The following is a 21,843-nucleotide window of genomic DNA, read 5'->3' as shown; positions in this document are numbered from 1 at the left end:
GTAAAAAACGACAAATGCGCCGCGCTCGCAACTTCCGAAAACAGGATGCCGATATGCGCTGACGTCCGCGCGCGTCAATACTCCATTAATAATGCGCGTTTGTGCATTACAACATGGGCAGGCTGCGCGGCTTCGGCCCGCGCGGAAACGCCGCATCGAGCGCCGCAATCTCGTCTTTCGTCAGCACGAGATCGCCAGCGGCCGCATTTTCGCCGGCATGTTCCGCGGACGAGGCCTTCGGAATCGCGAACACCGTAGTTGCACGGGTGAGGAAGCTCAGTGCGACCTGACGCGGCGTCACGCCACGCGCCTCCGCAATGCGCCCGAGCACGGCACCACCCTTGCTGCGCGCGTCCGGGAAATCGTCATGACCAAACGGCGAATAGGCGACCACGGCGACATCATGCCGCTCACACCAGGGAATCACGGCATGCTCGATCGCGCGTTCCTTGAGATGATAGAGCACCTGATTGCATGCGATCCGCCCCTCGCCCGCAACCTCGAGTATTTCCTCAAGATCCTCAGCGTCGAAATTGGAGACGCCCCAGGACTTGATCTTGCCGGTCTTCACCAGCTCTTCGAACGCGGCGACGGTGTCCTCGAGCGAATAGGAGCCGCGCCAGTGTAACAGATAGCAGTCGAGCCGATCGGTCTTCAGGCGTTTCAGCGAACGCTCACACGCCGTGATCGTGCCGCGGCGCGAGGCGTTGCTCGGCAGCACTTTTGAGACGAGGAACACTTCATCGCGACGGCCCGCAATCGCGTCCGCAATGACGAGCTCGGCATCGCCATACATCTCGGCGGTGTCGATGTGGGTCATGCCGAGATCGAGCCCGCGCTGAAGCGCGGCAACGGCGCGCTTGCGGTCGCCATGGTCGAGATACCAGGTGCCCTGTCCGATGACGGAGACGTTGGCGCCGGTCGTGCCGAACGGGTTTGATTTCATCTGCAATCCTATCTCCACTGCCTATGTCGACCCGGCGAATGCAGGACCATTACCACAGGGAGATGTTGTTACAGAAGACGATGGCGACAGTTCCGTTCCGCGCGCGATGAGATGGAAGTAGCGCGCTGCTACCCCGCCGCCCCCGCAAGCTTACCCTGCTTCGCCGGCACTTCCGTCGTTGCAATCAACCGCTTCAGCTCGGGGATGCAGGAGCCGCAATTGGTGCCGGCCTTGAGCTTGGCGCCGATCTCGGCCGCGGTGCGCGCCCCGGCGGCGATGGTGTCGCAGATCGTGCCGCGGCCGACGCCGAAGCAGGCGCAGACGATCGGCCCGGTCGAGGCCGCGCCCTCCGTCGACTTGCCTGCCAGCAGCATGCGGCGCTGCTCGTCGGTGACGTGATCGGAGGCAAAGACATTTCTGACCACTTCCCAATCGCCGGCGTCATGCCCGGGGCCGACGAACAGGCAGGCCTCGATGCGATCGCCCGCGAACGAGGCTGCGCGATAGATGCCGCCGCCGAAATCGCGGTATTCGGCAACGTCCTCGCCGGCGACGCCGTCGAGCCAGGCCGGCCAGCGCGATAGATCCGCATTGTCGGCGAACAGATAGCCGAACCCGCCGGGGACCGTGACGCGGGTCCACAACAGGTTCGGCGGCAGATCGAGCTGCTGTCGCGACAGCGCAAAGCCGCGAAAGACGTATTCGTAAGGCGCGATCGCGACTGGGGTCGCCTTGGACTCGGGCTGTCCGGAGAACGGATCCGTGAACGACTGCACCAACGCCCCGACGCGGCCATGCGAGGCATTCATCGCGCTCCAGTGGATCGGAACGAACAGCGTGCCGCGCTGCTGGCGTTCTGTGACAGCGACCTTCAGGATGCACTGGCCGTAATCAGTGCTGACGCGGGCATAGCCGTCATCGACGATGCCGTATTTGCTGGCGTCGTCCGGGTGGATCTCGACAAACGGCTCGGGCAGATGCGCGCCGAGCCGCTGGCTGAGGCCCGTGCGCGTCATGGTGTGCCACTGGTCGCGGATGCGTCCGGTGTTGAGCCTCAGGGGACGCGAGGCGCCGGTCTCGCTGCGCAACGCCGGCACTTCCGGCGCGACGAAGCGGCCCTTGCCGTCATTGGTGAAGAAGCCGCCATTCGCGAAGAAGCGCGCGCCGGGCGCCTCGCCTTGGCGCGCCGGCCACTGCACCGGCTTGAGTGCATCGAAAGCTTCGTCCGACAGCGAGGTCAGCGCGCCGATGTCGAAATCACGGCTGCCGTCGTTCTCGAAGGCCGAGAGCGCCGCGTGCTCGCGAAAAATCTCGGCGGCCGATTTGTAGTTGAAGCTGTCGCCGAAGCCGAGACGTTTTGCGGTCTCGCTCAGGATCCACCAATCGGGGCGTGCCTCGCCCGGCGCCGGCAGGAACGAGCGCTGGCGCGAGATGCGGCGTTCGGAGTTGGTCACCGTGCCCGACTTCTCGCCCCAGGCGAGTGCCGGCAGCAGCACATGCGGGCCCGCTTCGACGGTGTCGTTGGAAAGCACGTTCTCGGAGACCACGAACAGCTCGAGCTTCTTCAGCGCCTCGCGCACGAAGTCGGCGTCGGGAAGCGACACTGCCGGGTTGGTGCCCATCACCCAGAGTGCCTTGACCTCGCCGCGGTCGATCGCCTCGAACAATTGCACCGCCTTCAATCCCTCATGCGTGGCGATGCGCGGCGCCTTCCAGAACCGCCTGACACGATCGATGTCGGGCGGCGTGAAGCCCATATGCGCGGCGAGCATATTGGCGAGGCCGCCGACCTCGCGGCCGCCCATGGCGTTGGGCTGGCCGGTGAGCGAGAACGGCGAGGCGCCCGGCTTGCCAATGCGTCCCGTCGCAAGATGGCAGTTCAGGATCGCGTTGACCTTATCGGTGCCCTGCGCCGACTGGTTGACGCCTTGCGAATAGAGCGTGACGACGCGCGGCGTGTCGCGGAACATCTGAAAGAAGGCCGCAACATCCTGTTCGGAGAGGCCCGTGGCCAGCGCCGTCGCAGTGACGCTGCCAGCAATGTTGCGCGCGCGAGCCAGCGCATCGTCGAAGCCTGAGGTGTTGTTCGCGATGTAGTTCTGATCCAGCGCGCTGTTGTCAGCGAGATGGACAAACAAGCCGGAAAACAGCGCGGTGTCGGTTCCGGGCTTGAGGCCGAGGAACAGATCGACGTCATCAGCGGTGTCGGTGCGGCGCGGATCGATCACGATCATCCGCGCACCATGCTCCTGCCGGTTCTTCAGCATGCGCTGGAACAGCACGGGATGGCACCAGGCCGCATTCGATCCGACGAACACCAGCAGGTCAGCCTGGTCGAGATCCTCGTAGCAGCCGGGCACAGTGTCGGCGCCGAAGGCGCGGCGATGACCGGCGACCGAGGACGACATGCACAGCCGCGAATTGGTGTCGACATTGGCGGTGCCCACAAAGCCCTTCATCAGCTTGTTGGCGACGTAATAGTCCTCGGTAAGCAATTGGCCGGAGAGATAGAACGCCACCGCGTTGGCGCCGTCGCGCGCCACGATGTGCTGCATGCGGTGGGCGACGTGATCGAGCGCATCGCTCCAGGCGACGCGCTCGAGCACGCCCTTGCAGCGGATCATCGGATAGAGCAGTCGGCTTTCGAGGCCGACGGTCTCGCCCAGCGCTGAGCCCTTAGAGCACAGCCGGCCGAAATTGGCGGGATGCTCGGGGTCGCCCGCGATCGCCGCGCCGCCCTTGCCGTCGGGCGTCGCCAACACGCCGCAGCCGACGCCGCAATAGGGACAGGTCGTCTTGGTCGTGCGGAGCGCGGGATCGATCGCCGTCATATCGAACTGCCTTATCAAGCTGCCTTGTCAAGCCGCCTTGGAGGGACGCGCCAGCGCGCGGCCGAACATCATGTCGGTGCGGATCGCCGCCACCTTGTCGCGATTGCGGATCAGTTCGAGATACCAGAGCGCATCGACGGTATCGCCGATCAGTACGGCGCCGGCGAGCCGGCCATCGGCAATGACGAGCTTCTTGTAGGTGCCGCGCCTGCGGTCGGTGAGCACGAGGTTCTCGCTGCCCTCCCCGCCCATGAAGTCGCCGGCCGAGAACACGCCGACACCGGAGACTTTCAGATTGGTCGAGACCACGCTGCCCTGGTAGGCGGCCGGACGGCCGGCCAGATGCCGCGCCAGCACCCGCGCCTGCTCGTAAGCCGGCTCGACCAGGCCATAGCAGATGCCGCGATGCTCGGCGCATTCGCCGAGCGCGAAGATGTCGGGCGAAGCCGTCTGCATCACGTCGTTGACGACGATGCCGCGGTTGACCGCGATGCCGGCGTCCTCGGCCAGTGCGACGTTCGGCTTGATCCCGGCGGCGAAGATTACGGCGTCGGCCTCGATACGGCTGCCATCGGCAAGCTCGACGACCTCGACACGGCCCTCTCCATGAATGCGGGCGGTCGAGGCATTGAGCAGGATCCGGATGCCCTTGCGCTCGACCAGCGTCTTGAGCAGATCGGCGGCCGGCCCGTCGAGCTGGCGCTCCATCAGCCGGTCCATCAGATGCAGCAGCGTCACCGGCGCGCCGGCCTTGGCAAGGCCATACGCCGCTTCGAGACCGAGCAGGCCGCCGCCGACCACGACGACGCGCTTCTTCGCCGCAGCTAGCGTCAGCAACAGATCGACGTCGCGCGTATCGCGGAAAGTGTGCACTCCGGCTAAATCGGCGCCCGGCACGTTAAGCCGCAGCGGCGTCGAGCCGGTGGCGAGCACCAGCTTGGAATATTCCATGCTCTCCTCGCCGGCGATCTTGAGCTCGCGGCGGCCGGTATCAATCTCGGTGACCCGATAACCGTAGCGCACCGTGACGCCGCGATGGCGCCACCAGTCGGCCGGGCGGAGCTCGATCTCGTGCGAGCCGGTCTCGCCAGCCAGCACGGATGAGAGCAGCACGCGGTTGTAAGCGAGCCGCGGCTCTTCGCCGATGACGGCGACCGCGTAGCGGCCGAGCGCGGTCTTGGCGAGCTCATCGACCAGTCGCGCAGCCGCCATACCGTTACCGACAATGACGAGCGGTTCACTCATGGCAATTCCCTATTCCATAGCCTGCGGTGGAGCTTCTCCCCGCGTACGGGGAGAAGCGAGCTTCGTATCGAGTGTCACACTCTTGCTTCCGCAAGGCTCGACGCGCCTTCACCCTGCGGGCTGCGACGCAGGTAGAACCACCAGGTCAGAGCGAGGCAGGAGGCGTAGAAGGCGAGATAGATCGCAAGCGCGAGCTGCGGCCCGCCGGTCAGGGCGATCGACTTGCCGAAGCCGGTCGGGATCAGGTAGCCGCCGACCGCGCCGATCGCACCGATGAAGCCGACCGCCGCGCCGCTCTCGATGCTCGCCGTCTTCAGCGCGAGTGCGCGCGCCGTATCGCCCTTGCCGCGCACTTTGAACAGATTCTCCTCGCGAAAGATCGAGGGGATCATGCGATAGGTCGAGCCGTTGCCGATGCCCGTCGTCACGAACAGGATCAGGAACATCGACAGGAAGCCGATGAAATCCTTCTGTCCCACGAAGTAGAGCACGCCAACCGTGGCGCCCGCCATCATGATGAAGTTCCAGAAGGTGATGATTGAGCCGCCGATCTTGTCGGCAAGCCAGCCGCCGAGCGGGCGCGAGAGCGAGCCGACCAGTGGCCCCAGGAAGGCGATCGAGATCGTCACGGCTGGAAACTGCGTCTTGATCAGCAGCGGGAACGCGGCGGAGTAGCCGATGAAGGAGCCGAATGTACCGATATAAAGATAGGCCATGATCCAGGTGTGCTTGCGCTTGACGATCGCGAGCTGATTCTTCACCGATGATTTCGCCGAGGTCAGGTTGTTCATGAAGAACACGGCGCCGAACACCGCGATCGCGATCGGCAGCACCCACATCAAGCCGGCGTTCTGGAGGAAGACGCCATCGACGGGCGTGGCCTGGAACAGGTTGATAACCGCGAGCGTCATCAGGATCGGGGTCAAGAGCTGCACGCTGGAGACGCCGATATTGCCGCCGGCGGCGTTGAGGCCGAGCGCCCATCCCTTCATCCGGTCGGGAAAGAAGAAGGAGATGTTGGTCATGCTGGAGGCGAAATTGCCTCCCCCGAGGCCCGCGGCCGAGGCAACCAGCAGCATCAGCCAGAACGGCGTGTCGGGTTGGCTCACGAAATAGGCAAGCGACAGCGTCGGAATGAACAGGATCGCTGCACTGAAGACGGTCCAGTTGCGGCCACCGAAGGTCGTCACGGCAAATGTGTAGGGGAAGCGCATCAGGGCGCCGATCAGGCCCGGCACGGCGACGAGCTGGAACAGCTGGTCGGTGGTGTAGTGGAAGCCCGCCTGCGGCAGCTTGGTGGCGACGATGCTCCAGATCAGCCAGACCGAGAAGCCGATATGCTCGGCCACGATCGACCAGATCAGGTTGCGTCGCGCGATGGTCTTGCCAGTCGTATTCCAGAACGCCTCATCTTCGGGGCGCCAGTCTGAAATCCAGGTTGGATTCTTCGTCATTGAGTATCCCTTCTAGGCTCACCGCTGCGTCGTTGCAGGCTCAGCCTCCGGCCACGGAGGCACGCTCCGAGGCGTCACCCCGGTGGCGAGTTCACGATGCTGATTGATGATGTTGAGGGACGTCGTCGTTGGCGTCGCGCAATTACATTTCAATTTCCGTGCCAGTTGCGCGCACGCTGGAAATATAGGGATTTCAGCACGTTATTCGTATTGCCCGAATTTTTTGCAGGGCCTTTCCGCACGCTAAATTTGCGATTCGCTCAATCCTTGTGCGACGCACAAGGATTGAGCGGCATGTCGATTAATTAGGCGCGCGCATATCGCCCGTTAACGCTTCGGTTAGGCGGCCTCGACGAAGCGATGACGCTCGTAGAGGAATTCGAGCACGCGCTGCCGGCACTTCAAGTAGGTGGCGCTGGTCGCAAGCTCGAGCCGCTTGCGCGGCCGCGTCAGCGGCACCTCCAGCACCTCGCCGATGCGCGCGCTCGGCCCGTTTGTCATCATGACGATGCGGTCGGACAACAGCACCGCCTCGTCGACATCGTGGGTGATCATCAGGATGGTGTTGCCGAGCTTCTGATGCAGCGCCATCACGGAGTCCTGGAGATGCGCTCGGGTCAGCGCGTCGAGCGCGCCGAAGGGCTCGTCGAGCAGCAGCACCTTCGGCTCCATCGCCAGCGCCCGCGCAATGCCGACGCGCTGCTTCATGCCGCCGGAGATTTCGGAAGGACGCTTGTCCCTGGCGTGGGCCATCTGCACCAGGTTGAGATTGTGCATCACCCAGGCGTCGCGTTCGGCGCGGGATTTGGTCCTGGAAAAGACCTTGTCGACGCCGAGCCTGACGTTCTCATAGACGGTCAGCCACGGCAGCAGGCTGTGGTTCTGGAACACGACGGCGCGATCGGGCCCCGGCGAGTTGACCTCGCGGTTCTCCAGCAGCACGCCGCCGGTGGTCGCGCCGGTCAGGCCTGCGATGATGTTGAGCAGGGTCGACTTGCCGCAGCCGGAATGGCCGATGATCGAGACATATTCGCCCTTCTCGATCGTCAGGTTGATTTCCTTGAGCACCTCCGTGGTGGCCGCGCCGCGAGTGAAGACCTTGTCGATGTGGTCGAGCTTCAAATAGGCGGTCATGTGCCCTCCTCTCAATTCTGCGCGGTGCCGCGGGTGACGAACTTGCCGAGGCCCGCGATCAGGCGGTCCAGCACGAAGCCGACGATGCCCACATAAAACAGCGCCAGGATGATCTCGCTGATGTGCGAGGAGTTCCAGGCGTCCCAGATGAAGAAACCGATGCCGACGCCGCCGATCAGCATTTCGGCGGCGACGATGGCGAGCCACGACAGGCCGATGCCGATGCGCAGGCCGGTGAAAATGTAGGGCGCGGCCGCCGGAATCATGATCTTGGAGAAGAACTCGAGCGGATTGAGCTGCACCACGGCCGCGACGTTGCGGTAGTCCTGCGGGATGTTGCGGATGCCGACCGCGGTGTTGATGATGATCGGCCAGATCGAGGTGATGAAGATGACGAAGATCGCCGAGGGTTGGCCATCGCGAAAGGCGGCGAGCGAGAGCGGCAGCCAGGCGAGCGGCGGGATGGTGCGCAGCACCTGGAACAGCGGATCGAGCCCGCGCATCGCCCAGACCGACTGTCCGACCAGCACGCCCAACGCGATGCCGGCAATCGCCGAGAGCGAATAGCCGAAGGCGACGCGCTGGAGACTGGCGGAGAGATGCCAGAACAGGCCCTTGTCGATACCGCCATGGTCGAAGAACGGATCGAGGATCAGCTCCTTGGTGTCCTTGAACACTTTTGATGGCGGCGGCAGCGCCGAGCCGGCGCGGCGGCAGACCAGCTCCCAGACCAGCGTCAGCAGCGCGATCACGACCAGCGGCGGGATCACGCGCGCGGCCGTCTCCCGTGCCATGCGTGCGTAAGCTTCAGTGCGCGGGGGACGCTTTGGCGTCATCGCGACGACCGGCGCGGCGCTGGCCGCAGGCGTCGCCGTTTCAATCTCGATCTTGGCGGCGGACATATTCATTGCAATCTCTCCGGCTTCAAAAGACGATGCGGCCGCGCAAAGGCGGCCGCTGGCCCCCGATCAGACTTCGACACGCTTGATCGCGAGCGACTTCAGATAAGCAGCCGGATTTTCCGGATCGAACACCTTGCCGTCGAAGAAGGTCTCCTTACCGCGCGAGGTGGAGGCCGGGATCTCGGAGGCCGCGACACCGAGCGTCTTGGCCGCATCGCGCCACATGTCCTCGCGATTGACCTTGGCGATGAGCGCCTTGGTGTCGAAATTCGCCTCGTACTTGCCCCAGCGGATGTCCTCGGTGAGGAACCACAGATCGTGGCTCTGGAAGGGGTACGAGGCGAAGTCGCGCCAATACTTCATGATGTGCGGAGACTTCTCCACCACCTTGCCGGGGATGCCGTAGTCGAACTTGCCTGCGGTACGATCGAGCACGTCCTCGACCGGGCAGTTCATCCACTGCCGCTTGCCCATGATGGCGGCAAGCTCGGCCTTGTTCTCGGCCTTGTCGGCCCATTGCTGGGCTTCCATCACCGCCATCAATAGCGCCTTGGCGGCCTTTGGGTACTTGTCGACGAAGGCGGCGCGCATGCCGAAGGATTTCTCCGGATGCTTATTCCAGAGCTCGCCGGTCGTCAGCGCGGTGTAGCCGATATTCTGATGGATCAGCTGCAGATTCCAGGGCTCGCCGACGCAGAAGCAGTCCATGGTGCCGACCTTCATGTTGGCCACCATCTGCGGCGGCGGCACGACGATGGTCTCGATGTCCTTATCGGGGTCGATGCCGCCGGCGGCGAGCCAGTAGCGGATCCAGAGATCATGCGTACCACCGGGAAAGGTCATTGCCGCCTTCACCGCCTTGCCGGACGCCTTCTTCTTGTCCAGCGCAGCCTTGAAGGGCGTCGCATCGACGCCGAGCTTGAGGTCAGCATATTCGTTCGCAACGGAGATGCACTGGCTGTCGAGATTGAGCCGGGCCAGGATGTACATCGGCGTCGGCTGGTTGTTCTGCGTCACCTTGCCGGCCGAGATCAGATACGGCATCGGGGTGAGGATATGTGCGCCGTCGATGCCATTGCCTTCGGAGCCGAGCACGAGGTTGTCGCGCGTGGTGCCCCAGGAGGCCTGCTTCTGCACGTCGGTGTCGGGCATGCCGTATTTTGCGAACAGGCCCTTGTCCTTGGCCACGAACAGCGGGCCGGCATCGCTGAGCGCGATGAAGCCGAGCTTGGCGCCCTTGACCTCGGGGCCTGCCTCCTGCGCGAAGGCGCCAGCGGGGAAATTCAGTTTTGCGGCGGCGAGAAGTGCGGCGGTAGCGCCGGTCGCCTTCATCAATTGGCGGCGGCTAAGCCCGTTATCCGAGGGCCGGCGGGTGCGCTTGGTCATAGGCAGTGTCGTCCTTTGCGTCGTTGCAGAATTGATGGCTTCAGTGCACACGATCAGCCCGTCCGTCCGGCGGCGCCGTCTTTGGCGCATGCGAACGCACGACCGGGGAAACCCCCGTCTGGTGGCGTCGGCAAGTCGGATGAGAAGTCTCGCGGGACGGCTTCAATGGCGTCGGCACCGAACTATTCAAGCTTCGTGCCAAGCCCGACGGCCACAATACGTAAGAACAATCAACATGTTACTGGAATTGCGGCAGGCTGCCGCATCAGCGCTTCGCATGTGAAACTTGCGATCTGCTCAATCTTTGTGCGACGCACAAACCTTGTGCAGAAGACCAAGCAGGAGGCCGACAGGCGCTTCGGGGGCCGCTTGAGCAGAGACACATCCTGCTGATATCGCTTCAGTTTTCTTCCGCGCACGAGCGGCACGCAACTTGCATCTCCTTGGGCGTCAACGAAGACTGCGGCTTGCCGCATGGTTGCAGCCTCTGACGGCTGCATTCCGGAAGCTCAACTGCTTCGCGGTCCTCTCGCTCGTCGTGACGCGATTCCCAAGGCTTCCAACTCCATAGCCCTCGTGCGCGGCAGGCCAGCCCGCACGGCGCCAAGACGTTCAGCGCACTCTCAATGAGGGTGTGTCGATCTCACTTACGAAGCAAAAGGAACCATTGATGTCGTATCTCGCGCCTTCGGAATTCGTCACCAAGATGGTGGATGCGGGCGAGTCCAAGATCTTCATGTCCACCCGGGATACCATCATCCGCGCCTACATGGCCGGCGCGATCCTGGCGTTGGCAGCCTGGTTCGCCGTCACGATCAACGTCAACACCGGCCAGCCGCTGGTCGGCGCGCTTCTGTTCCCCGTCGGCTTCGTCATGCTCTATCTACTGGGCTTCGACCTCCTGACCGGCGTGTTCGTGCTCTCGCCGCTCGCGCTGATCGACAAGCGCCCGGGCGTCACCCTCGGCGGCGTGCTGCGCAACTGGGGCCTGGTGTTCATCGGCAATTTCGCCGGCGCTTTCACCGTCGCCTTCATGATGGCCTTCGTGACGACATTCGGCTTTACCCAGGCGCCCGACAAGGTGGGCGCAGCCATCGGCAACATCGGTGAAGGCCGAACCCTGGGATATGCGGCGCACGGCGCGGCCGGCATGGCAACGCTGTTCCTGCGCGGCATGCTCTGCAACTGGATGGTCTCGACCGGCGTGGTCGGCGCCATGATTTCGACCTCGGTCCCCGGCAAGGTCATCGCGATGTGGATGCCGATCCTGGTGTTCTTCTACATGGTGTTCGAGCATTCCGTCGTGAACATGTTTCTGTTCCCGTCGGGCCTTATGCTGCATGCGAAATTCTCGATCATGGACTATCTGATCTGGAACGAGATCCCGACGGTGCTCGGCAACCTCGTCGGCGGCCTCGCCTTCACCGGCATGACCCTCTACGCCACGCACGTTATGACCCTGCCGAAGCGCGAGCTTGGCAAGGCTACGAAGCCCCGCGTTGCGGCCTAATCGAATACGTCTCGACAGAGGAGCCTCGCCCGCGCAGGGTGAGGTTCTTCTTTCCTGGTGACGACCATGACCCCCGGACTCCTGATTTCGGTCGGCCAGCACTCCGACAAGGGTCGCAAGCCCGTCAACCAAGATTTTCATGGCGTCCTCATTCCAGAGGAGCCGCTGCTTAGCCTGAAGGGCATCGCCGCCGTCCTCGCCGACGGCATTTCGAGCAGCACGGTGAGCCAGATCGCCAGCGAGTCGGCGGTCAAGAGCTTCCTGATGGACTATTACTGCACGTCGGAATCCTGGACCGTGAAGACGTCCGCCCGCCGCGTGCTGGATGCGACCAATTCCTGGCTGCACGCGCAGACGCGCAAGAGCCAATACGCCTATGATCGCGACAAGGGCTATGTCTGCACCCTCACCGCCATGGTCATCAAGGCGACCACCGCGCATATCTTCCATGTCGGCGACTGCCGCGTCTACCGCGTCGCCGGTAAGGCGCTCGAGCAACTGACCGACGATCACCGGATCATCGTGTCGTCGGAGCAGACTTATCTCGGCCGCGCACTCGGCATCAATCCGCAGCTCGAGATCGACTATCAGGCCTTCGAGATCGAGGCGGGCGACACCTTTCTGCTGGCGACCGACGGCGCCTACGAATTCGTCGACGCGCGCTTCGTCACGAGCGCGCTGAACGAGCACGCAGGCGAGCTCGACGCGGCGGCCAAGGCCATCGTCGAGGAAGCCTACCGGCGCGGCAGCGACGACAACATCACGGTCCAGATCCTGCGCATCGATGCAGTGCCGCAGCGCGAGCCGGCCGGCATCTTCAATCAGACGTCCCAATTGCCGCTGCCTCCGCTGCCGGAACCGCGCGCGATCTTCGACGGCTACCGGATCGTGCGCGAGATCCACGGCAGCAGCCGCAGTCATATCTACCTTGCCGTCGACACCGAGACCGAGGAACCGGTCGCGCTCAAGCTGCCGTCGGTCGACCTGCGCGATAACGCCGCCTATCTCAAGCGCTTCCTGATGGAGGAATGGATCGCGCGCCGGATCGGCAGCCCGCACGTGCTGAAGCCGCGGTCACACTCGAGACGGCGCAGCTATCTCTACATCGCGACCGAATTCGTCGAAGGCCAGACCTTGAAGCAGTGGATGACCGACAATCCACGCCCCGATCTCGAAACCGTCCGCGCCCTCATCGAGCAGGTCGCCGCGGGCTTACGCGCCTTCCACCGCATGGAGATGCTGCATCAGGACCTCAGGCCGGACAACATCCTGATCGACAAGACCGGCACCGCCAAGATCATCGACTTCGGATCGGTCAGGGTGGCGGGCGTCGCGGAAGCGGCGCCGCGAGACGAGGCCGACGACATCCTGGGAACGGTCCAGTATACGGCGCCGGAGTACTTTCTCGGCGAAGGCGGCTCGCCGCGCTCCGACATGTTTTCGTTGGCTGTGATCTGCTACCAGATGCTGACGGGAAAGCTGCCCTATGGCACCCAGGTCGCCCGAATTCGGCGCAAGGCGGACGTGCGGCGACTTCAGTATCGCCCAGCCGACGACGACCGCAATGTGCCGGCCTGGGTCGACGGCGCGCTCAGGCGCGCGCTACATCCTGATCCCTACAAGCGGCACGACGATCTGTCCGAATTCATCTACGAGCTTCGCACGCCCAATCCGGTCTATCTCGACACGCGCATCACGCCGCTTTTGGAGCGCAGTCCGCTGATGTTCTGGAAATTGACCACGGCGGCGCTCGCCTGCGCGGTCGTCGTGCTGCTGGCGATATTGCACGCGCGCTGATCAGGGGCGTGGCCTCGCAGGGCTCACCACGTGATCAGCGGAGACTGATGCAGCCATGCATCCGCGCGCACCTGATCCAGCACGAATTTCGCAACGTCTTCGCGCGCAATGCTGCCGCCATGGAAGTCCGAAAGATCCGTCAGGGCCCGACCGCCTGGCTGACGATCAGCCGGCCGGTGGCGCCAAGTACCAGTATCTTCGCTGCGCCGTCCGGATTCACCGGAACGGTGCCCGTTGAAGCGATCATGATCGAATTCCTTGTGAGGATTGGGGCGTGCCGTATCGTCAGGCGGAGGCCGCGATCTCGGAGACGAAGTCGCGGTAGGAGCGCAGGGGACGGCCCAGCAGCGCGGTCAGACGCTCGACGTCGCCGGCTTCGGGCACCATTCCCTCGATGAGGAAACGCTCGCTCATCAGCCGCATGTCGAAGGCCATCCAGTTCGGCATGAACTGCCTGAGATTCTTCTCGAAGCCGGCGGTATCGTCGCCGGGATAGGCGATGGTGCGACCCAGCACCTCCGACCAGACCGCGGCGGCTTTCGCGCCGGTTAGCGTTTCGGGGCCGACGAGGTTGATGCGGGCGAGCGGCAGCGATGTTGCGGCTCGCTCACGACGGATGAGTTCGACGGCCGCGATCTCGCCGATGTCGCGTGCGTCGATCATGGCCAGCCCCTTGCTCCCGATGGGCATCGGATAGATGCCGTATCCGGTCACCACGTCCTTGATCGTGACGTCGTTGTTCATGAAGTAAGCGGGGCGCAGGATGGCGGCGTTGAAGCCCATCTGCTCGATCATCCGCTCGACGCCGAACTTGCCGGCAAAGTGCGGCACGTTCACGTAGCGGTCGCTGTGGATCACCGAGAGGTAGACGACCCGCTCGATGCCGGCCTCGCGGGCGACGTTGAGCGCAATCAGCGCCTGCGTGAATTCATCCGGCACCACTGCGTTGAGCAGGAACAGGGTCGAGACTCCGCTAAACGCGCCGCGGAGCGCGTCGACATCGAGCAGGTCGCCCTGCACGACAGTGACGCCTGCCGGGAGGTTTGCCTTTGCAGGATCGCGGGCGAGAGCACGGACATCGGCGCCGCGCTTGACGAGTTGTTCGACGACGTGGCGGCCAATGGTGCCGGTTGCGCCGGTAACGAGGATGGTCATGGGATCACTCCGGGTTTTGGTGAAGAAGACACCCGGGAATTAGTGGTCCACATTTGAACCGATAGACGATATATGTAGACGGATCGTCTCACTGGTGGAACGATGGACCTGCTCGCACTCGCCGACTTCAACCTCGTCGCCCGACACGGCGGGTTCGGACGCGCCGCACGGGCCGCCGGGCGCCCGAAAGCCACCTTGTCCCGGCGGGTCGCCGAGCTGGAGGCCGCGCTCGACCTGCGCCTGTTCGAGCGCGGCGCGCGCGACCTGAAACTCACCCAGGAAGGACGCGCCCTTTACGAGCGGACGGGAGCATTGCTTACCGAGCTCGACGAGACGGCCGCGGCAATCGCTTCGGGTGGGGACAGGCCGCGGGGCCGCCTGCGGATCAGCGCGCCTTTGCTGTTCTCGCAAACTGCAATGGGGAATCTCGCGGCCGGGTTCGCGCTCAGATATCCGGAGGTCCGTCTTGAGGTCACAACGGAAGATCGCTCCGTGGACATGGTGGAGGAAGGGTATGACCTCGTCATTCGGGTCAATCCGGCTCCGGACGAGAGCCTTGTGGGACGGATCTTTCTGCGCGACCGGCTGGTGGTCGTGGCGAGCCCGGATTTGAAGCGGCCGAGGGACGGTATCGCTGTGCCGGCTGTCATGCGCGGAGCGGGCGACCAGCTAACAACCTGGGAAGTGACGGTGCCAGGCGGAAGATCGCGCATCACGGTTGATCCGGTCCTGCGCCTGTCATCGCTCGTCATGGTCCGCGATGCAGTCCGGGCGGGCGTCGGCGCCGCGCGCCTTCCCGTGTCACTGGTCAGTCACGACCTGGCTGCCGGCACGCTGGTGCATTGGGGCGACATCGACGGACCCGAGATCGCGTTGTGGACGCTCTATCCATCGCGGCGGCTCTTGAGCGCGCGCGTATCCGCCTTCCTCGACTTCATGAAAGAAGCCTTTCCGATGGGCACGCCTGACGAGCTGGCGGCCTTCATTGGGCGCTGAGAGAGGCGGCGCGCGCTGCTCGCGCCTGACCGTCAGGCCGGCTCCTCCGCCTTCGTCCCCAGCGGCTTCGGCGCCATACCGCCGCCCGGCTTGAGGCGGAATTCATAGCTCATCAGGTGCCACTGCCCGTTCGCCTTGGTGCCGTCGGGCATCTCAAGGTCGTTGCGCGGCTCGACCTTGGCCACCAGATCGTCCTTCACACCGAACACCACGTCGGAATCCAGGTATTTGTCGCCATCCATGAAGACGTGGGTGATCAGCGGCTCATAGCCCTTTGCATTGACCAGGAAATGGACATGCGCCGGGCGCATCGGATGGCGGTTGGTCTGCATGATCATCTCTCCGACCGGACCGTCGGTCGGGATCGGGTAGCTGCACGGCAGGATGGTGCGGAAGAAGAACCGGCCGTCGTCATCGGTGATGAAGCGCGCCCGCGCTGAGGCGCCGACCTCGTTATAGTTCGGCTTCTGTGAATCATAGAAGCCGTCATCGTCGGCATGCCAGACGTCGACGGGGACATTCGCGAGCGGCTTGCCCTTGAGATCGGTGACGCGGCTCTGCACGAACATCCGTTCGCCGGTCTGATTGTTCGGCGAGATGTCGGTGCCGTGCGCGGTCACCTTGTGCTCGCCGACGTAGAACGGGCCGAGCACCGTGGTCTGGGTTGCGCCCTCGCGGTCGCGGTGATTGACCGCGTCGACCAGCATGGAGACGCCGAGCACGTCTGACAGCAGGATGAACTCCTGGCGGGTGTCGGTGCATTTCTGGCCGGTGCGGGTCAGGAAATCGATGGCGTATTCCCACTCCTCGAAGGTGAGACCGGTCTTGCTCACGTAGTCGTGCAGCGACTTCACCAATTCCTGGAGCAGGAATTTCGCGCGCGGGTTGGGTGTCCGGTCAAAGCTCCGGATGACGGCTTCGGTGAGCTCGGTCTCGTTGAACTGGGTCATGGTGCGTTTGCCTGCGTTTTCTCGTTGGCCCGTTGGGATCTCTTGGGGCTGCTTGGCGGCGTTCCAGATTGGAGCCTACACCAACCGGCCGGCCGGCGTTAAGCGCGACCGGCTTGGAATGAGTCCGCCATTTCGGCTATCACGGAGCAACAAAAACTGCCCGGAGGAACTGATGCTCGCGCCCACACCCGCCTCGCCCGAATCCGTAGGCATGTCCAAGACCGCACTCGACCGCGTCGATGCGCATCTGAAGAACCGGTACATCGACGCGGGCCGGTTCCCGGGTGCGCATCTCCTCGTCTACCGCCGCGGCAAGGTCGCGCACAGCTCGGTTCAGGGCCTTGCCGACCTCGAGCGCAAAGTGCCGGTCAAGGACGACACCATCTACCGCATCTATTCCATGACGAAGCCGCTCACCAGCATCGCCTTCATGATGCTGGTCGAGCAAGGTCTCGTCGCGATCGACGAGCCCGTCGCCAAGTACATTCCGGAATGGAAGGATCTCGGCGTGTTCGTCGCCGGCACCTACCCGGCCTTCCTGACCCGGCCGCCGTCCCGGCCGATGCTGATCGTCGACCTCCTGCGCCATACTTCCGGCCTCACCTACGGCTTCCAGCAGCGCTCCAATGTCGATGCCGCCTATCGCGCCGAGAAGATCGGCGAGGTCGAGAAGTCCGGCACGCTCCAGACCATGATCGAGGCCCTTGCAAAGATCCCGCTGGAGTTCTCGCCGGGCGAGGCCTGGAACTACTCGGTCGCGACCGACGTGCTCGGCTATCTCGTCGGCAAGATTTCAGGCATGCCGTTCGAGCAGTTCCTGAAAGCGCGCATCCTCGATCCACTCGGCATGACCGACACCGATTTCCACGTGCCAGCCTCGAAGGCGCATCGGTTCGCGGCCTGCTATTCCGCCGATCCAGGCGGCGGAATGACGTTCCATGCGGGCCAGCGGCGCGAGGGCCTGACGCTCCAGGATGATCCGGCAACCAGCTCCTTCCTGTCGCCGCCCTCCTTCATCTCCGGCGGCGGCGGGCTGTGCTCGACGGTCGCCGATTATCTCACCTTCTGCCGCGCGCTGCTCAACGGTGGCGAGCTCGGTGGCGTCAGGCTAATCGGGCCGAAGACGCTGGCGCTGATGACGAGCAACCACATTCCGGGCGGACGCTTCCTGCCCGAGGTGTCACGCTCGCTGTTTTCGGAATCTGCCTATAACGGTATCGGCTTCGGTCTTGGCTTTGCCGTGACCATGCGCCCGGCCGACACGCTGATCGCCGGCAGCCCCGGCGAATACAATTGGGGCGGCGCGGCCACGACCTCGTTCTGGATCGACCCCGCCGAAGAGCTGATCACGATCTTCATGACGCAGGTATTGCCCTCGAGCGCCTATCCGATCCGTCGCGAGCTGCGCAGCATGGTCTACGCCGCGATCACCGAGAGCAATCTGTAAGCGATGGAATGGATCCCGCGGCCGTCGCCGCGGGATCGCGCCATCAGCGCCTCATTTGAGCATCTCCGGCACGATCAGACGCGGCAAGAACAGCGACACGCTCGGCCAAACGATGAGCGCCGCCAGCACGAGCAGCATCGGAATCAGCATGATCACCGTGTCCTTCAGAGCATAACGCAGCCGCACGCCCGCGATCGAACAGGCGATCATCAGACATAGACCATAGGGCGGCGTCACCAGTCCGAAGGCCAGCGAGACGATGGAGATGATCGCGAACTGGACCGGATGGAGGTCGACGGATTTGGCTAGCGGCTCCAGCACCGTGCCGACGATGATGATCGCCGGGATGGCGTCGAGGAAGCAGCCCACCACCAGGAAGCAGAAGGCGATGAAGAAGCCGGCCGCGACGCTGCCCATGCCCCATGTCGAGACGTTGGCCAGCAGCTCTTGCGGGATCCTGTAATAGGCAAGCAGCCAGCCGAACGCGCTCGCGGTGCCGACGCAAAACAGCGCCACGCCGGAAAGGCGTCCGGTATCGAGCAGGGCCTTGTACAATTGGCGCGGGCCTGTCTCGCGATAGAAGAACGCCGAGAGGGCGACGGAATAGAGCACCGCGACGCAGGCGGACTCGGTTGCAGTGAACCACCCGAGCAGAATGCCGCCGACGATGATGAACGGAGTCATCAGCGCTGGTATCGACCGCCAAATGGCGCATCGCATCTCGACCCAGGTCGCCTTCGGATAGGTCGGGTAGCCGCGGCGCACGGCATAGACGTGCACCGTCGCCATCTGCGCGCCCGCGATCAGCAGGCCCGGCACGATGCCGGCTAGATACATCGCCGCGATCGAGGTCGAGATCAGCCCGCCCCAGACGATCATGAGGATCGATGGCGGGATGATGACAGCCAGCACCGCAGAAACCGCGGTGATGGCGATGGAAAAGGAGAGATCGTAGCCCTCCTTGGTCTGTGCATCGATGAAGATTTTTGATTGGCTCGCCGCGTCGGCGGTCGAGGAGCCGGAAATTCCTGCAAAGAACACCGACAGCACGACGTTGATCTGCGCCAGGGATCCCGGCCAGTGCCCGACCAACGAGCGCGACAGCGCCACCAGGCGGTCGGTGATGCCGCCGATGCTCATCAGATTCGCCGTCAGCAGGAAAAACGGGACCGCGAGCAGGATGAATGAATTATACGCGTTGAAGGTCTCCTGCGCGAGCGTCATCAGTGACAGGTGCGGCTCGATCAGCAGGATCGGCACGCAGGCAAGACCGAGTGCGAAAGCGACCGGCACGCGCACGATGAGCAGGCTGATGAAGACCCCGAACAGCACCATCGCGGCCTGTCCGGCAGAGAGTACATTGCCGCTCATCGCCCTGCCCCAACCAGAACGCGCATTTCATCAATGATCTGTTCGCCTGCAAAGACGATCCACGTCGCGCCGGTCACGGGCCAGGCAATGTGAATCAACCAAAGCGGCAGATCGGCAAGTTCCGAAGTTCTGTTCCAGGCGAAGCGGGTAAACTCCATGCCGGCCAATAAAAACACCAACGCCAATGCCAGCACGCCGAGACGGGCGAGGATCCGCACCGCAGCCTCCGATCGCCGCGACAGATTGGGCCACACGTCGACCTCAAAATGCTGCGCTTCCCGCACACCGACGATGGCCCCGATCATGATGGTCCAGATGAAGAGAAACCGCGCCATCTCCTCCGTCCAGATGTAGGAGGGAATGAAGGGCGTGTAGCGCGAGATGATTTGCAGCGTGACCGGAAGAACCAAAATACCGACGCTGGCGGCCAGCAGGAATTCGAGCAGCTTCCCATAGGCCGCCGTGACGCGACGCCACAGCGACGGTGTGGACGGGACGGGCATTTCAGACATTGGGGCTCCCTGCCGCAGTTCATCCGCCTTCCGGGCAAGAAGCGGGGCCTGCCCGGACTATTGTCGGCGGACAAAGCGACCTCAGACGACGTTGATCTTCTCGAAAATGGCTTCGGCACCAATTTCCTTGGCGTAGGTGGCCATCACGGGATCGGCGAGCTTCTTCATGGCGTCGCGCTCCTCGAAGGGAACGCGCTTGAGCTTGCCGGCCTTCTCGAGCGTGTCGAGCTTGACGACCTCTTCGCTCGATTCGAGCTGACGGCCGTAGTCGCCTGCCTCCTTGCCGGCCTTCATGATCGCGTCCTGCAGATCCTTCGGCAAGGTCTTCAGCGTCTTCACCGAGAAGCAGATCGGCCGGATCGACACCGCGTGCTGCGTCAGGCTGAGATGCGGGGCCACTTCATAGAACTTCATCGCTTCGACGCCGGCCGCCTCGTTTTCGCCGGCCGATATCACACCATTCTGAATCGCGTTGTAGATCTCGTTATAGGCGATCACCGTCGGGCTCATGCCGACCGCCGCAAATGTCTTCGACCAGATCGGCGCGCCCTGCACGCGAACCTTGAGACCCCTAAGATCGGCGAGATTCTTGAGCGGCTTGTTGGCGAAGATGTTGCGGATGCCACCACCGGCATAACCGATCAGAACGACCTCGGCCTTCGCCGCGACCTCGTCGGCGATCGGCGTCAGGATATTGGCCTCGACGACCTTGTTCATGTGCTCGATGCCCTTGAACACGAAGGGGGCATCGATGAATGGGGCCGCCTTGGCGAAGGTCGACATATGGGCCGGCGAGACGATGCCGTAGTCGACCGCCTTGCCCTGCGACATATACTCGAAATATTGCTTCTCGAGGCCGAGCGAGGAGTTCTTGTGCAGCGTGAAATTGACCGGCTTGCCGTAGTACTTCTTCACCAGCTCCTCGAACCGGATCAGCGCCCGGTTGAAGGCATGATCGTCGTTGAACTGGACCGCGCCGTTCAGCGTGATCGGTGCTTGCGCCCTGAGGATCGAAGGCATGCCGATCGCAGCGGTCGCGCCGATACCAGCGAGAAATGACCTTCGCTTCATCGTCTCCCCTCCCTTTGATGCTCCGCCCCTGTGGCCGGGGCGTGAGCGCGGCCGGCTTACGGCCGGCGTTCGGGGAGCGTATGAAAAACTACGGCGGGACGGAAGTCATTTCGCGGACGTTGTCGCTCCTCTTCGTCACAGAGCTACGCCTGCGCGATCTGTTGCACTGCAACTCGTTCCTGCTGGCGCAAGGCCGCATGCGCCACTTCCGGCTCTCGTAAAGACGGAAGGCTTGCGGGCTTGTGCGCTGCACGCAGAGGTCCGCCCGCCTCCCGCGACAGGCCTAGTGCATGTGGCCAATCAGATAGATGCCGCCGCCGATCACAATGATCGCCGGCACGGCCCAGAGAATAAATACGGGCATCAACACTCTCCCTAATTGGATGTGCAGACCTTGACGGTCTTCATGCTGCTCTCAGCCTCGGTGCGCGTCTTGTAGACCGTTCCTGAAGGGCTGACGACGGTCATGGAGGCGTCTGTCGGCTTCTTATCGACGACAGTGCACTTCTTGGTCTTGACGTCCTGGACGACGTAGAACTCGTCGGCCGCGAACGCTGGCAGGGAGAAAGCAGCAACCATCAGTGCTGCGGTCGCAATCTTCAGCTTCATGTTTTCCTCCTCCAACTTCCCGGGCAGTGTGGCCCGGTCGATTTACAACGGGAAAAAGCGGCAATTTGTTCCCTCGGCTGGGAACCTCGCTCACCCCAGGTTGTTGGTGGCACACTTAATTCCTTTGAGGAGAACAAGATGAAAAAGCTGTTCCTGCTGTCCGCTGCGGCGGTCCTGATATCGACCGGCGCTTTCGCGCAATCCACTGTGGTGACCACCACCGGAACGGGTCATGCGGCGACAGTTCAGATCGAGCCGCAATACCGAACCAAGATCAAATCCTACATCACCGAGCACCGCGTCCGTCCGGTGACGACGAAGGAGAAGATCGTGGTCGGCGCGACGGTGCCAGCCGACGTCGAGCTTGAGGCCGTTCCGGCGGATTGGGGCCCGTCGCTGACGAAGTACCGCTACGTCTATTCCGGCGATCGCGTGATGCTGGTGGATCCGGGCTCACGCACGGTCGTTCAGGAAATCGATTGATCACGACGTGACCTCCGGCGGCTGCCGCCAGCGGCGGCCGCCCA

19 protein-coding genes and 1 pseudogene are annotated in these 21,843 nt (G+C 63.4%); 6 read left to right on the top strand and 14 right to left on the bottom strand.

The window, feature by feature from the left end:
* Positions 1–106 precede the first annotated feature (106 nt).
* The 7 genes from IVA87_RS28260 to IVA87_RS28230 form a co-directional block, all read right to left on the bottom strand.
* Positions 107–946, bottom strand: a complete 840-nt coding sequence (locus tag IVA87_RS28260) for an aldo/keto reductase (RefSeq protein WP_247303392.1) — start codon at positions 944–946, stop codon at positions 107–109.
* A gap of 128 nt (positions 947–1,074) precedes the next feature.
* On the bottom strand, positions 1,075–3,777 hold the full coding sequence (locus IVA87_RS28255; protein WP_247303005.1) for a nitrate reductase: 2,703 nt from the start codon (positions 3,775–3,777) through the stop codon (positions 1,075–1,077).
* Between the two features lie 27 nt (positions 3,778–3,804).
* Complete coding sequence (locus IVA87_RS28250; protein ID WP_247303007.1) at positions 3,805–5,022, bottom strand: FAD-dependent oxidoreductase; 1,218 nt, start codon at positions 5,020–5,022, stop codon at positions 3,805–3,807.
* 74 nt (positions 5,023–5,096) lie between these two features.
* Positions 5,097–6,476, bottom strand: a complete 1,380-nt coding sequence (locus IVA87_RS28245; RefSeq protein WP_247303009.1) for an MFS transporter — start codon at positions 6,474–6,476, stop codon at positions 5,097–5,099.
* Positions 6,477–6,815: 339 nt separating this feature from the next.
* Positions 6,816–7,610 carry an ABC transporter ATP-binding protein gene (locus tag IVA87_RS28240; protein WP_247303011.1) on the bottom strand — a complete coding sequence of 265 codons (795 nt, stop codon included), beginning with the start codon at positions 7,608–7,610 and terminating at the stop codon, positions 6,816–6,818.
* A gap of 11 nt (positions 7,611–7,621) precedes the next feature.
* Entirely contained in the window at positions 7,622–8,518 is an 897-nt protein-coding gene (ntrB, locus tag IVA87_RS28235; protein WP_247303013.1) for a nitrate ABC transporter permease, read from the bottom strand.
* 60 nt (positions 8,519–8,578) lie between these two features.
* Positions 8,579–9,898, bottom strand: a complete 1,320-nt coding sequence (locus IVA87_RS28230; protein ID WP_247303015.1) for a CmpA/NrtA family ABC transporter substrate-binding protein — start codon at positions 9,896–9,898, stop codon at positions 8,579–8,581.
* 670 nt (positions 9,899–10,568) lie between these two features.
* Here IVA87_RS28230 and IVA87_RS28225 point away from each other — a divergent pair.
* Together IVA87_RS28225 and IVA87_RS28220 are read left to right on the top strand one after the other, a co-directional pair.
* Positions 10,569–11,408: a formate/nitrite transporter family protein gene (locus IVA87_RS28225; protein ID WP_247303017.1), complete on the top strand. Its 840-nt coding sequence runs from the start codon at positions 10,569–10,571 to the stop codon at positions 11,406–11,408.
* 66 nt (positions 11,409–11,474) lie between these two features.
* The gene (locus IVA87_RS28220) at positions 11,475–13,205 is read left to right on the top strand and encodes a bifunctional protein-serine/threonine kinase/phosphatase (protein ID WP_247336161.1); all 1,731 of its coding nucleotides are present in this window, start codon (positions 11,475–11,477) and stop codon (positions 13,203–13,205) included.
* 23 nt (positions 13,206–13,228) lie between these two features.
* Here the strand turns inward: IVA87_RS28220 and IVA87_RS28215 are convergent.
* Together IVA87_RS28215 and IVA87_RS28210 are read right to left on the bottom strand one after the other, a co-directional pair.
* Positions 13,229–13,381: pseudogene (locus tag IVA87_RS28215) on the bottom strand (flavin reductase); the annotation flags it as partial.
* Between the two features lie 109 nt (positions 13,382–13,490).
* Entirely contained in the window at positions 13,491–14,360 is an 870-nt protein-coding gene (locus IVA87_RS28210; RefSeq protein WP_247303021.1) for an NmrA/HSCARG family protein, read from the bottom strand.
* A gap of 102 nt (positions 14,361–14,462) precedes the next feature.
* Between IVA87_RS28210 and IVA87_RS28205 the strand changes: the two genes are divergently transcribed.
* Positions 14,463–15,356 (top strand): LysR family transcriptional regulator, encoded by an 894-nt coding sequence (locus IVA87_RS28205; protein ID WP_247303024.1) that lies wholly within the window; start codon positions 14,463–14,465, stop codon positions 15,354–15,356.
* A gap of 32 nt (positions 15,357–15,388) precedes the next feature.
* On the opposite strand, the gene IVA87_RS28200 is transcribed toward IVA87_RS28205, so the two are convergent.
* On the bottom strand, positions 15,389–16,306 hold the full coding sequence (locus tag IVA87_RS28200; RefSeq protein ID WP_247303026.1) for an intradiol ring-cleavage dioxygenase: 918 nt from the start codon (positions 16,304–16,306) through the stop codon (positions 15,389–15,391).
* Positions 16,307–16,478: 172 nt separating this feature from the next.
* On the opposite strand from IVA87_RS28200, the gene IVA87_RS28195 reads away from it, so the two are divergent.
* Positions 16,479–17,753 (top strand): serine hydrolase domain-containing protein, encoded by a 1,275-nt coding sequence (locus IVA87_RS28195; RefSeq protein ID WP_247336157.1) that lies wholly within the window; start codon positions 16,479–16,481, stop codon positions 17,751–17,753.
* Between the two features lie 51 nt (positions 17,754–17,804).
* Here IVA87_RS28195 and IVA87_RS28190 read toward each other — a convergent pair whose 3' ends face one another.
* From IVA87_RS28190 to IVA87_RS28180, 3 genes are all read right to left on the bottom strand, one after another.
* Positions 17,805–19,124, bottom strand: coding sequence for a TRAP transporter large permease (locus tag IVA87_RS28190; protein WP_247303030.1), 1,320 nt, complete (start codon positions 19,122–19,124; stop codon positions 17,805–17,807).
* Entirely contained in the window at positions 19,121–19,636 is a 516-nt protein-coding gene (locus tag IVA87_RS28185; protein ID WP_247303032.1) for a TRAP transporter small permease, read from the bottom strand. Before IVA87_RS28185 ends, IVA87_RS28190 begins: the two co-directional genes overlap by 4 nt.
* A gap of 81 nt (positions 19,637–19,717) precedes the next feature.
* Positions 19,718–20,707, bottom strand: coding sequence for a TRAP transporter substrate-binding protein (locus tag IVA87_RS28180; RefSeq protein WP_247303033.1), 990 nt, complete (start codon positions 20,705–20,707; stop codon positions 19,718–19,720).
* 80 nt (positions 20,708–20,787) lie between these two features.
* Between IVA87_RS28180 and IVA87_RS28175 the strand changes: the two genes are divergently transcribed.
* On the top strand, positions 20,788–20,928 hold the full coding sequence (locus IVA87_RS28175) for a hypothetical protein (protein WP_247303035.1): 141 nt from the start codon (positions 20,788–20,790) through the stop codon (positions 20,926–20,928).
* A 154-nt stretch (positions 20,929–21,082) separates the two neighbouring features.
* Here IVA87_RS28175 and IVA87_RS28170 read toward each other — a convergent pair whose 3' ends face one another.
* Positions 21,083–21,316 carry a hypothetical protein gene (locus IVA87_RS28170; protein ID WP_247303037.1) on the bottom strand — a complete coding sequence of 78 codons (234 nt, stop codon included), beginning with the start codon at positions 21,314–21,316 and terminating at the stop codon, positions 21,083–21,085.
* 138 nt (positions 21,317–21,454) lie between these two features.
* Here IVA87_RS28170 and IVA87_RS28165 point away from each other — a divergent pair, with 138 nt between their 5' ends.
* Entirely contained in the window at positions 21,455–21,799 is a 345-nt protein-coding gene (locus tag IVA87_RS28165) for a DUF1236 domain-containing protein (RefSeq protein ID WP_247303038.1), read from the top strand.
* Positions 21,800–21,843: the final 44 nt, after the last annotated feature.

The organism is Bradyrhizobium sp. 147, assembly GCF_023073935.1.
Taxonomy (GTDB): domain Bacteria; phylum Pseudomonadota; class Alphaproteobacteria; order Rhizobiales; family Xanthobacteraceae; genus Bradyrhizobium.
Note: the sequence above shows the minus strand (reverse complement) of the source record. Positions and strands in the feature narration are given on the sequence as shown.

Coding starts and splice junctions, on each gene's coding strand:
- IVA87_RS28260 (WP_247303392.1), bottom strand. CDS start 946: ATGAAATCAAACCCGTTCGGCACGACCGGCGCCAACGTCTCCGTCATC.
- IVA87_RS28255 (WP_247303005.1), bottom strand. CDS start 3,777: ATGACGGCGATCGATCCCGCGCTCCGCACGACCAAGACGACCTGTCCC.
- IVA87_RS28250 (WP_247303007.1), bottom strand. CDS start 5,022: ATGAGTGAACCGCTCGTCATTGTCGGTAACGGTATGGCGGCTGCGCGA.
- IVA87_RS28245 (WP_247303009.1), bottom strand. CDS start 6,476: ATGACGAAGAATCCAACCTGGATTTCAGACTGGCGCCCCGAAGATGAG.
- IVA87_RS28240 (WP_247303011.1), bottom strand. CDS start 7,610: ATGACCGCCTATTTGAAGCTCGACCACATCGACAAGGTCTTCACTCGC.
- ntrB (WP_247303013.1), bottom strand. CDS start 8,518: ATGAATATGTCCGCCGCCAAGATCGAGATTGAAACGGCGACGCCTGCG.
- IVA87_RS28230 (WP_247303015.1), bottom strand. CDS start 9,898: ATGACCAAGCGCACCCGCCGGCCCTCGGATAACGGGCTTAGCCGCCGC.
- IVA87_RS28225 (WP_247303017.1), top strand. CDS start 10,569: ATGTCGTATCTCGCGCCTTCGGAATTCGTCACCAAGATGGTGGATGCG.
- IVA87_RS28220 (WP_247336161.1), top strand. CDS start 11,475: ATGACCCCCGGACTCCTGATTTCGGTCGGCCAGCACTCCGACAAGGGT.
- IVA87_RS28210 (WP_247303021.1), bottom strand. CDS start 14,360: ATGACCATCCTCGTTACCGGCGCAACCGGCACCATTGGCCGCCACGTC.
- IVA87_RS28205 (WP_247303024.1), top strand. CDS start 14,463: ATGGACCTGCTCGCACTCGCCGACTTCAACCTCGTCGCCCGACACGGC.
- IVA87_RS28200 (WP_247303026.1), bottom strand. CDS start 16,306: ATGACCCAGTTCAACGAGACCGAGCTCACCGAAGCCGTCATCCGGAGC.
- IVA87_RS28195 (WP_247336157.1), top strand. CDS start 16,479: ATGCTCGCGCCCACACCCGCCTCGCCCGAATCCGTAGGCATGTCCAAG.
- IVA87_RS28190 (WP_247303030.1), bottom strand. CDS start 19,124: ATGAGCGGCAATGTACTCTCTGCCGGACAGGCCGCGATGGTGCTGTTC.
- IVA87_RS28185 (WP_247303032.1), bottom strand. CDS start 19,636: ATGTCTGAAATGCCCGTCCCGTCCACACCGTCGCTGTGGCGTCGCGTC.
- IVA87_RS28180 (WP_247303033.1), bottom strand. CDS start 20,707: ATGAAGCGAAGGTCATTTCTCGCTGGTATCGGCGCGACCGCTGCGATC.
- IVA87_RS28175 (WP_247303035.1), top strand. CDS start 20,788: ATGAAAAACTACGGCGGGACGGAAGTCATTTCGCGGACGTTGTCGCTC.
- IVA87_RS28170 (WP_247303037.1), bottom strand. CDS start 21,316: ATGAAGCTGAAGATTGCGACCGCAGCACTGATGGTTGCTGCTTTCTCC.
- IVA87_RS28165 (WP_247303038.1), top strand. CDS start 21,455: ATGAAAAAGCTGTTCCTGCTGTCCGCTGCGGCGGTCCTGATATCGACC.